This window comes from Agromyces allii, assembly GCF_009749385.1.
In the GTDB taxonomy this organism is placed as follows: Bacteria; Actinomycetota; Actinomycetes; order Actinomycetales; family Microbacteriaceae; genus Agromyces; species Agromyces allii.
Genome location: NZ_WBIN01000007.1, coordinates 295900 through 307580, shown reverse-complemented (window position 1 = coordinate 307580; position 11681 = coordinate 295900). Strand labels below are relative to the sequence as shown.

Sequence of the window (11681 nt, the reverse complement as noted above, 5' to 3'; positions counted from 1 at the left end):
GGGCGCGGGCGCTGCGGCGGGCGCGGCGGGCGGCGGGGTCGGCGCGGCGCCGTACGGCTGCGGGGGCGTCGGCGGCTGCGCCGGAGGACTGGGGGGATTGGTGGGATCTGACATAAGCCGGCCTCTCGGTGGAACGGTGATTGCTGCGTGCTGAAGAGCTGCGATGCTGCTGAGCGTGGAATCGCTCCCGACTGGGAGCCTCCTGAAAGCTAGCGATGACGAACGACACCGGATGCCGCTTGCCCCCGCGAGATCACGTTTCGCGGAGCGTCACGGCCACGACACCCGCGCCGTTGCTGGGCGTCAGGACTATCACCCCCAGTCAGAGGGTCACGCCCGTCTCGACGGGTACGCGCAGCGATGTCGGTGGCCTCATCTAGCGTCGTGATCTTCGGCCATCGGCTGGAGTCGGCAAGGACACTTCATGGGTTCGGACTCTCACCTCGCGGCGATCACGACGACCACCACCGGCGCGACCGGCACGGCTCGCGCAACTCGCACGGCGATCGACCTCGGCCTCGTCAGGGCGGCGCGCAATGGCGAGCGCGCGCGACTGCTCGACGACATCAACGCCCTCGAGCTGCGGCTCGCGCTCATCGACGACCGTTTCGAGCGGCTCGCGCGCCGCGGCGACGACCCGTACCAGGCCTGGCGCCGTGACACCGTCACGAAGACGCGCGACCTCGCTGTGCGGGCTCGATCGCTCGAGGTCGACGGCCTTATCGAGGCACATCATCGCCACCGGGTCGCAGCCGTGCTCGTGACGATCCGCGCACGCATCGTCGCGCTCGACGAGCGTCGAGCGGTCCTTCGCGATCGGCGGCCCCGCGACGTCGGGGGCGCTCAGTAGGTCAGAACCCAGTGCACAGATCAGTGGCCGGCAGGCAGAAATGGATGCATCTCGTGAAACCGTCCTTCCAGTACTTGATCATGCGGTGGGGCGCCCGAAGGGTTGAGGGACGAATCCCTCGCAGGCAGACGTCCTATGTCGGCGGCCCCCACTACGTTCTCCTCAACACCCGACACCTCGGCCGGAAGGAGGGCGTGCGATGAGCTGTACCCGAGTGGGCGACTCACAGGCCGTGTGCGAGCTCGCGCGCGGACTCTTCGACCCTGAGCGCGACCGCCCATGGGTGGTCGTCACCTCGCCGTTCGGTGCCGTCGAGCCCGAGCTCGATGCGGCGGCGCTCGTCGAAGAGGTGGGCGATGTCAGCCGCGTGTTCGCGATCGAGACCGGCCCGCTCACGCGCGAGCTCAGCGCGCTGCTGCCCGACCGGCTCGACGTGTACGGCGGCGCGGGCCGCTCGTATCCGGTGGGCTTCACGACCGAGACGTCGATGCAGGAGTCGCGGCTTCGGTTTCCGCAACCGACTCCGCGTCATGCGACCGAGCGCCTCATCACCGATGTGCTCGCGCATGCCCAAGCGGCTGGACTGTTCGAGATCGCGCCGAAACGTGCCGTCGCAGCATCCGGAACCGTCAGTGGCTTTCTCATGGACGGCTCGCGGGCCTTGGTCGCGCTCGACGGGCAGGGCATGGCGACGGTGTGGCAGGAGCTGACCTACCCGCCGGTACCGCTCGACTGGACCCTCGCCAAGGGGCAGCGCATCTCGGGCCTGCTCGATGTCGAGACGCGGCGCCTCAACGTCGAGCTCGAGACACCCTCGCTCGAAAGCGTCGCGGCCCGATTCCCGCACCGTGAGGTGACGCTCGCCCTCGTCGAGTCGACGAGTGATCGTCGTGCCGTCTTGGCGCTGCACCCGCAGGTGCGAATCGAGATCACCCGCGAGGATGTCTCGCCGAACCCACTCGATCGCGTCGACGCGCTGCTCTCGGTGGGCGACGTCGTGGCCGCGCGGGTGCTGCACCTCTCGGGCGATCGTCTGCACCTGAGCCTCAGCGATGTCGACGACGACGAGCCGATCGTGCCGCCGTTCACGCTCGTCGCGGGCGGCCTGCCCTGGCTTCGCGAGGATCGCCCGCTCGTCGCCGTCGATGACGAGCCGGTGCGCTCGGTCGCCTCGGTTCCGGATGGCGCGACTCAGGCTGTTGCGACGGCCGCGGTGGCGACGGATGCTGCGGTGAGCCCGATGTTCGAACCAGCCGCCGCGCCGACCAGGCCGTCGCCGATGCCCGGGCCAGGCCTGCATCGAGCGGAGCCGCCGGCGGTCGTTGCGGCATCCGAAGCACCGATCGTCGTCGGTGCTCCACTGCACCAGGAGTCGAGACACGGCACTCTCGCCCAATCGCAGCAGCTCACGATCACCCGACTGCAGGGGCAGGTCGCCGACCTCACTGCACAGCTGCGCGACGCGGGCGCCGACTCCGGCGCGCACGCTGCGCTGCGCAACCAGGCGCTCACCGACCGCAGTGCGCTCCGCGACGCTCTGGCAGAACTCGGCGAGGTGCGCGCGCACGCTCGCGACCTCGAAGACGAGTTGCGTGCCCAGCGACGGCACCTGCGCGAGTCGCGCCGAGTCTCGTCGGCGCCCGAGGCGCCCCGATTCGCCGACCGCCGTGCTCAGTGGCTCGACGCCGACGACTGGGTGCGTCACGAGATCCTGCTCGCCTGGGTGGATCGCGTCGCACCATCAGACCGCGCCTCGCGCGCGTTGCCGACCGACTACGCGATCGGGGCCGACTTCGCGCAGTCGCTCACCGCCCTCGACGACGGCCAGCTCGCCAAGGCATTCAAAGCCGTGGTCGACGTGCTCGTCGGTCGGGCCGGCGAGGTGGCCGGTCGCCGCCTGCACACCCTCCGCACGGGCGACGGGGCGTCGGCGTCCGACGTCGTGCGCCCCGCCGACGGTGCCCGCTGCTTCCGCGCCTCGATCGAGCAGAACACCCCGGCGGCCCGCCGCCTGCACTACTGGGTGTGCTCAGACGGCTCCGTCGACCTTAGCCGGGTCGTCACTCACGACGACATGGCGGCGTGAAGCGGGTAGTGCTGGGCGCGACAATCGGGTGCTGGAGTGGGACCGCATCGCCTCCCGCTTCGATTACCCCTGGACTGGGGTCATCGCGTCCATTTCCCCTCGCCGAACGGAATGCGCCCGCTGGATAAGGTCGACGCAGCGTATTCAACCGTCAGATGGTCGGGTGAGCGGACTCCTACGAGTGTCCGACGCCGTTCGAAGATGGGAAGGTGGCGGCTTGGCAGCCGGCTATCGGTCGGTGCTCCGGCTCGGAGATCAGGTCGACGCAGTCGCGACGGCGGAGTCGCAGCTACGAAGCTGGCTCGCCGAGAAGGCCAGGGGTCGAAGCGCGCTCGTTCGCGCCGACTGGGATGGTGCCGGCGCAATCGACCTTGGCGCCGCGGCTCGGCTGATCGTCACCCACGCCGACCGTGCTGAAGATTCGAGTCGCCGTCGGCTGTACCGTCTCGAGGAAACGAACGCCGCGGGCACCTTCATCGTGTCGGTATTCGCGCTGTCTCTCCCTCACGCACACGAAGATCGCCGCCAGACACTTGTCATCGATGTCGCGATCGAGGGAACCGACGACACCGATGTCGTCGACCGTGTCGATCCTCCACGTCTGGTGACGGCCTTGCTCGAGACGGTGGACGCATGGGATGGATCTACCCGTCTCTCCGGGAAGCCCCGCGCGATCCGATCGGCCGATGTCCGCGAGCTTCTCGACGCGATCACGGACCCGGAACGCTCGGCCACCGTCATCGTTGCCGGATCGCTGGGCCCGGAAACCGACGAGGTCTGGAGTCGCACGGTCGAGTCGCTCACGAAACAAAGCGTGGGAGTCGCGAGCACGTTCGTCGTCTACGCGGACGCCATGGAGGAAGTCCTGCATGCGCTTCCTCCGTCGCACGAGGTGCGTCCAGGAAGCGTTCGGACGTACGCGCCGCGAGTCGAGCTCGATGATCCAGACGATGGCGTCCGCCATCGATTCCTAGGACCCGCCACGCTCGCACGATCGGTTGCTGGAACGCGGGTTGCGAGACCGCTGACGAAGATCCATGCCGCGGCAGCGAGGCGGAGGCTGGTCGAGCAAGACCTTCCCGCCGACATTCGTCGGGGCGTCGATCTCCTGCGGAAGGCCGCGGTAACGCAGGAGCGGCTCTCGAAGGTCGACCGAATTGTCGCGACGGCGCGCGAAACACTACCCGTGAACGCAGCGGGAAGCAGTCCGGTCGTCGAGTCGACAGCTGTTGCCCAAACGCAAGCCATGACGGGTGCCGCGCAGGTGCCCGTATCCGAGTCACTCGTCGCCAAGCTGGCGAAGATGGTCCGGAGGTGGTTCGATCGAGAGCTTGCGGGTGTCGACGATCTCGAGGCACTCGACGCGCTGCTCACGACTCAGAACAGCGAAGTTGCCGTCGCAGTTGAACAGTTGGATGAGGCCGCCGACCGCCAGCTGCAGCTTGAAGCAGAACTTCGTGACGCTCGGGTTCGACTCGAAGAATTGGATCTCGAGCTCGCACTCGTCACGGACGACCTCCGCGAAGCGGCCAGAGAGACGCAAATCCTCCGGCGCAATCTGATCCTCGCCGACCGCGCCGAAGACACCCACGTCGGTTTCGCCCCGGTGGAATGGCAGGCGCCGACGACAGTGGAGGAGCTCGTGGCACGGATTACGTCAGGTGAAGAAGAACACGTTGCATTGGAGCGCGTCGTCTTCACCGGCGACGTAGATGCCGCGCTCGAAGTCGACAAGCGAGACCCGCACGGGCGCTACGCCGCAGCTCTTTGGGACTACGTCCACGTCCTCTATGACTACGTCGGCGCGCGGACGAGTGGCGACCTGGCAGGGAACGTACATACGTATCTGACGGATGACCGAGTCGATGGCTACAAGTGTTCACCCGAACGGCACGCCGGGACCGAGAGCGAGTCCGTCTTGAGCAATCGTGCTTGGCGTGAGGAACGGGTTCTTCCCGTGCCTGGTGGGAAGGTGCTCATGGACGCCCACTTCAAGCCGACGCATCGTGACACCTTCGCACCTCGGATGCACTATCACGATGATGTCGCCGAGAGTGGCCGGGTGTACATCGGATACATCGGCAGACATCTGAGCAATACCAAGTCGTAGCATCGGAGCACGCCGGGCCAGTTCAGCGAAGACCGTCGAGCAGAATCCCGCTCTCCGATCGAACAAGCCGCCCTGATTCGAGGGCGAAGCCGAGACCTTCGTCGAGCCGCGCCTCGATGGCGGTGGTCATGCGCTTGCCGCCGAAGAGACCGAGCGCCTGGCGCTTGATCTCATCCGGACGCATTCCGCCCGCCGTCGCAGATGCGATTCGCATCGCGTTGGCGATCTCGACGGTCGGCACCTCGTCGATGGGTCGATTCGTGCGTGCGTCGGGGATCCGCACCTGCAACCACGCCGTCACATCGAGATCGGCCGGCCAGTAGAACGTCGATTCGCCGTCGCGGCGTCGGAATTCATCGGGGACGACGCGTCTGATGGACGTGACGCGATCTCGCGCCACTCTGTTCAGGCCGAATGAACCCGCCACGAGCCTGACCAGGCGCGACGCGGGGATCGGCCCCTCGGTCGCGATCGCGTCGCGGATCGCCGACTCCACCTTGGCGTGTGCGGAGCGGTGCGGGAGTGCGTCGAGGTCGGCGAGTGTGCCGAGGCGGCCGGGCTGCCATTCGATGAACTCCTCGAGATTCGGATGAGTTCGCGGTGAGTGTACAGGCGAAGCGGGCGGGCCGCCCGCAGTGCCGATGCGGATCGCACGCGGGTCTGTCAGCGGCGCGGGCATGACCGATGCCGACGAGCCATTCTGAAGTGCGGGTAGGTCATCGTGGACCCCCTGCCCCTCGAGCTCGACCGCCGTGTCGTCCGACGAGGCGGACGGAAGATCCGGCACGTCAGCGGGATCCGCCTGGCGGCTTCCGTGTGCCTTCGCCTCGGCGACCGCAAGGTTCAGACGGCCCAGTGTCTCCTCGCGGTGGTGCAGCCACTCCGGCAGCCAGACCCGCTCCACTCCGGGCCACCGCATGAGGCCCTTGAGCACGTCGACAGGGAGACCGTCACGGTCGGCGACGGTCTGCCGCGCCCGCCAGACCGGCCCATCGAGGAGCACCGCGACGAGCGGCACATCGGGGGCGTCGGCTTCGGCGATGCTGATGTCGACACGGAAGTCCGAAAGGCCGACATCCGTTTTGATCGCGAAGCCCGCGAGCCGCAGCTCATCCGCGATCTCGTCGCGGTGCCGATCGATGTACGCTTGTCGCCGACCGTCGTCGCTGACCGCTTCGACGCCGCGCGCCGCCATCTCGAGGTATGCCTTGAGGTGCTTGATGCCGATCGAGCTGGTCTGTTCGGCTCGCAAAATCTCGGGATCAAAGCTCGCGTAGAGCACGACCTGACGCCGGGCACGCGTGACGGCGACGTTGAGTCGCCGTTCACCGCCCGCTCGCGAAAGCGGGCCGAAGTTCAACGGGAGGATTCCGTTCGCGTTGACGCTGAAGGCCACGGAGAACAGGATGCAATCGCGCTCGTCGCCCTGCACGTTCTCGAGGTTCTTGACGAACAGGCCGTCAGGCTCGTCGAGTGCCTGCCGGATGCGATCGTCGTCGCTGTCGCGCAGCAGGTTCTCGACGAGGTCGCGTTGCGGAGCGTTGAACGTGATCACGCCGAGCGACGGAGTCGCATTGGGCGACGCCCAGAAGCGCCGCTTGATGTCGTCGACGATCGCCTCTGCCTCGACTCGATTGGTGCGGAGGGCCTTGCCCTTGCCGGTTCGTTCGAAGTGTCCGTTGACGCGCACGAGCGAGATCCCGTGCCCATCGACGGTGTCGCGCGCGCGTGAGCCGATCGGTGCGGGGAAGGACGACAACCGATTCTCGTAGTAATGATGGTTGCTGAACGCGATGAGCGACTCGTCTTGGCTGCGGTAGTGCCACGAGAGCCATTTGCTCGGCACCTGCGCCTGTACGCACTCGGTGAGGATCGATTCCTCGTCGACCACCGTCTCCGGCGTGTACTCCGTGTCTTCATCGAGGTTCGCGCCGGCGTCGGCGAAGCTGGTCGGCGGCATCTGCTTGCTGTCGCCGACGACCACGACCGAGGCACCGCGCCCCATGGCGCCGACGGCGTCGGCAACCCGGATCTGGGATGCCTCGTCGAACACGACGATGTCGTACAGGTCGGAGCGCGCAGGGATGAATCGCGCGACCGATTCGGGGCTCATGAGCGTGCACGGCATGACCTGGGTGATGATGTCGCCGTACTGCTCGAGCAGGGCCCGAACGCTCAGTCCGCCGCGTTGCCGATCAAGCTGTCGTCGTAGCCCGCCGATCTGCCCGCTCGTCGACGTGGTTGCGAACGTTCGTCCCGCCAACAGTTCGGCGGGGATCGCCCTCGGCAGTTCAGCCCGCACCGCGTGCGTCGAGGCCGTGAACCGGTGAATCGTCTTGTTGTGAGCCGCGATGTCGAATGCGTTGAGGGCGGTTGCATCTTCGCGTTCGACGATCGACGCGAGCGCGACGCCCTTGTCGAACGCGAGCGCGGCGTCTTCAGCTGGCATTGCGCCTTCGAGGATCGCGACACGTGCGGTGATCAGGCCGTGGCGGCGCAAGGGCTCGACATGTCGGATGAGCTCGAGCCACCGCACGAGCGTGACGGGCTCGCCTGTCGCGAGATTCCTTGCAGTTCGGGTGGAGTGCCAGCGAGTGAGGAAGTCGACCTCGCCTGCCCAACTTGCGGCGTCGCCCGGTGCGACCGCGGCCACGGCGATCAGACTCCGCCAGGTCGCCGCGAGCGACATGAGTTCGGCCTGGCCCGATCCCACTGCTGTGGAAGAGAAATACCGGCGCAGTTGCTCAGCATGCGGATTCGTCGATCCATCGAGTGCGTGGGCAGCGAAGCGCACCCAACTCAATCGAGCGTTGAACGCGTCGACGTCAGCCTGGACGAGGACGTTCCACCCCCCGTCGATCAGTGGCAGGGGGACCTTCGCGATCGCGGCGCGGAGTTCGGTGAGCTTCGCGTTCGTCGCGGCGATCCGACCTGTCAGTTCGGACAACGTCTTCAGCTTGATCGCTGCCGGCTCGCCGACGAGCGCGTCCGCGAACATCGCGAGCACCCCACGTCGGCGCTTCCTGCGTCCGAAGAATCCTGATGCGTCGGCCGCGAGCGCTGCGGCGTGGATCGCGTCGACGTCGCGGCTGAGCACGGTCGGTTTCACTTCGGAGAGCCACGTCGGGCCGGTGAAACCGGTGATCCGGCGTTGAAGATCGTCGAGGTAGCTCTGCCATGCAGGAGACTGCAGGGCATCGAGGGTGGCCATGGGATGCCGCGGGGCGCGGGCGAGCTGGGCCCACGCGTCGAGCAGGTCCGGCGAGTCGGCGCGACCGAGGTCGATGAGGGCGAATCCGGACAGCATCGCAGCGTCGATTGCGGCGTCGAAGTCGCGGGCTGCGGCGTGCACGGCCCGCGCATCGATACGGGCGGGCGGGAGCTCGTCGACGAACGCCCACGGGTGCGCCGGTGTCGGCCGTGCCAGGTCCGCGGTCTCGGGGAGTCGTCGCAGCACGTCGCGGACCTCGGCGAACACCGTCTCGTCTGCGGATGCCACGAGACCGGTCGAGACCTCGAGCGGGTCGATTCCGGGGTCGGCGGCGAGCTCACTGGTTCGTGCCGAGTAGAGGGACATGCCTGCTGCGTTGGCTTCATGGAGGCGCGACGCATACCGTGCCAGCGATCGGCGACTCGATTCGGCGGCTTCTGCATTCGCGTGGAGAGCCGCGGCATCCGTGCGGACCACGAGGTCGAGTGCCCGTTTGATCTGTGCTCGGGCCGCGGCGGGCCGCGCCGACTTGTCGTGGAGGTCGAGCGAGAACTCTCCGAGGCCGACCGATTCGAGGCGTTTCTTCACGACGTCGAGTGCTGCGCGCTTCTCGGCGACGAACAGCACTCGCCGGCCCGCGGCCAGAGACCGGGCCAGCAGGTTGGTGATCGTCTGGGACTTGCCCGTTCCGGGTGGCCCCTCGAGCACGAATGTTCGTCCGCCGACCGCTTCGGCGACGGCCTCGAGCTGCGATGCGTCCGCTGGCACCGGCACGACGGCGCCGAGTTCGTCGAGATCGACCGGCGGGGCGGCAGAGGTCGGGTCCTGGAACGCGTCGAGCGGGGTGTGGATGAGATGGGAGACCAGGGCGTTCTCAGCGAGGGTCTCCCAGTGCTCGTCGAGGTCCTTCCACAGGCGGAACTTCGCGAACTGGAGAATCGCCAGGTCGACGGATTCCTCGACGCGGAAGGGGAGCCCGGCCGACGAGATCGCTTCTCTGGCAGCGCGGAACGCCGCACCGAGGTCGATGCCGGACTGGTCTTCGACGGGATTCTGCAGCCCCGGGATCTCGAGACCGAAGCTGACTCGGAGTTTCTCGAGCAAGCAATAGTTCGGCGTCGACGCACCGGCTTCGTCGAGAGTGAGGCGATACACCTCGCCGCGGCTCGCGGTCGTGAGATTGACCGGGACCAATACCAGCGGCGAACGCAGATCACGGTCGTTGACTCGCCAGTGCAGCATGCCGAAGGCCAGGTAGAGGTTGTTCGCGCCGGTCTCTTCGGCGATGGTCTTCGCCTTGTAGGCCAGATACCGGAGCTTCGAGGTGTAGGAGGCGCTCGTGATGTCGACGAACGCGCTGCGCTTCTCGGCGAGCAGAGTCTCTCTCGTCTGCTCGGGCAGATCACGACCGAAGCGGATGCCGCGAACTTCGTCGACCGACTGCACGCGGTCAGAGGCGAGCAGCGTGATGGGTGTGCCGGCGTTCACGGCATCCTCGAGGCGGGAGACCACCGGCGGCGGGACTTCGAGACGATAGCCGGATCGGTCGGTGTAGTTGATCAGCTTGTTGCGGAGGCTGAGGTCGAGCAGCGCGTTCTTCCACTGCTGCACGCGCCGTGGAACGGTTGCAAGTTCTGGAGCGATTCCGCCCGCGGCCGGCGCTCCGAAATACGGGGCGATGGTGGGCCCCGAACCCGGCTCGTAGACGGTGACGATGGTCTCGCCGTCGACACCGCGCGACCGGCTCGGCAGCGGGTAGATGCCCGAGAGCCGCGCCTGGCGCACGTCGGTGATGCCTTGAACCCAGTCGATGCCCTCGGCGAGGTGCCTGGTCCGCGGTGCCCGATTGGCGTCGCCGAAGCTCAGGGAGTCGTTGCCCCCAGTGAGCAAGGTCGTCTCAACGAGTGCGAGATGGCCGAGATCGACGAGGTTGATGACGTCCATCGCATCGGTGGAGGCGACTGCTCCAAGCGAGTTATCGGTTCGCCAGTAACCGAGGAAGATGTGGCCCTCAATCAGCCACAGCGTGGTGTTGATGCCGGCTTGTTCGAGCACGGCCGCCAGCGTCACGGTCGTGTCGAGACAGGTGCCGAGCCGGCCCTCGAGCACTTCGGCCGGAGTGCGCACCTTCTGACCGATGGAGTCCCAGCTGGCCGGAGGCTCTGCGTATCGGATGTCGCGGGCGCGCATTGCGTCGTAGACCGCGGTGACGATCGAATCGACGCGTCCGGGATTCTCGGACTGGTATCCGTCGAGAGCCGAATTGCCTGTTGCGCTCTTCAGCCGATCGGATGCCTCGATGAGTAGCGGAGCGATGGCTGCCGCATTGGGCTGTACGTGGGCGGCGAGCAGTTCGAGTCCGAGGTGCAGCGGTGCGGCGATCCATTGGTTCGAGGCGAGGATCTGCACATCGACCGACGACTCGACGATCAGATCGCCACCGGCGTCGCGCAAGATCGCCCGGATGAGGCCCGGCCGCTGTTCGTCGACATCGAGCATTCGAGCGGGGTCGAGTACGAGATCGACGCTGCGCAGAATCGTCGACTGCTCCTCGCCGAGATCGAGGAGCAGCACCTTCGGCCCGCCCAACGACCCGTCTGCACTCACCACGTCGATTTCCAGCGAGGCCCCTCGCCGTTCGCCGGCACGGTTCTCGATCGATATCTCGTCGATGATCGGAATCCGACAGTGCGCCATCGCGTAGCTCAGGTGGCTGACCGCTTTGATGGTGACGCTCGCAGATGCCGGCGCGAGCGTGACCGGTTCCGGCAGCATGCCGGCAGCGGGGCGAATCACGACTCGCTCGGTGGTTTCCTCGTCGATCGCGTCGTTCACGGGTCGGTCGGTCGGTGACGCTGCTTCACCCGCGGCGCGGTCGGGGAGCAATTCTGACTTCAGGTGCGCGATCTTCATCGCCTGCTCGGTCGCGCCGATCATCCGGAGCAGTAGTCCTGCTGAGTCCATCGCACGGAACGCGGTCTGCGCAGAGAACTCCCCATTGTGTGCCCAGAGGTTTCGCACCTCTCGGAGTTCGCTCGCATAGTTCTGCCCTTGTCGGGGGAGCTCGCGGTCGAACGGGTAGCCGAGATCGCCGAGGCGCTCGGTGAGGGCTCGCAGTAGCAACGAGAGATCGCGTTTCGCGTACACACCGCCCCGTCGCCCGGCGAGCTTGTCTTTGCGTTCGATGATCGTGGTCCACTCGAGGCCCGCGGGAAGCTTCGCCACGAACACCCGCTCGACGAACGGGGAAAGCCCGTCGATCAGCAGCGCGAGCGCATCGCCGACTTCGGAGTGATAGTCGACCTCTTCCATGGGGCCTCCGGATGTCGCGGGTTCAAGCAGGTTCTACTGCGGCACGCAGTGTCACGAGTCTAGGCAGTGCCGCCCACGTGCAGCGGGCGCGCCTGTGCATGGCCCCAGTTCT

Annotated in this window: 4 protein-coding genes; 3 read left to right on the top strand and 1 reads right to left on the bottom strand. The window is 67.0% G+C overall.

What is annotated here, in order from left to right:
- The first annotated feature begins 424 nt into the window (after positions 1 to 424).
- The 3 genes from GQR16_RS11105 to GQR16_RS11095 all read left to right on the top strand — a co-directional run bounded on the left by GQR16_RS11105 (position 425) and on the right by GQR16_RS11095 (position 5046).
- Positions 425 to 850: a hypothetical protein gene (locus tag GQR16_RS11105; protein ID WP_157415195.1), complete on the top strand. Its 426-nt coding sequence runs from the start codon at positions 425 to 427 to the stop codon at positions 848 to 850.
- Between the two features lie 199 nt (positions 851 to 1049).
- The gene (locus tag GQR16_RS11100) at positions 1050 to 2936 is read left to right on the top strand and encodes a hypothetical protein (protein ID WP_157415194.1); all 1887 of its coding nucleotides are present in this window, start codon (positions 1050 to 1052) and stop codon (positions 2934 to 2936) included.
- A 217-nt stretch (positions 2937 to 3153) separates the two neighbouring features.
- Positions 3154 to 5046: a hypothetical protein gene (locus GQR16_RS11095; protein ID WP_157415193.1), complete on the top strand. Its 1893-nt coding sequence runs from the start codon at positions 3154 to 3156 to the stop codon at positions 5044 to 5046.
- A 22-nt stretch (positions 5047 to 5068) separates the two neighbouring features.
- On the opposite strand, the gene GQR16_RS11090 is transcribed toward GQR16_RS11095, so the two are convergent.
- Complete coding sequence (locus GQR16_RS11090; RefSeq protein ID WP_157415192.1) at positions 5069 to 11569, bottom strand: DUF3320 domain-containing protein; 6501 nt, start codon at positions 11567 to 11569, stop codon at positions 5069 to 5071.
- Positions 11570 to 11681 lie beyond the last annotated feature (112 nt).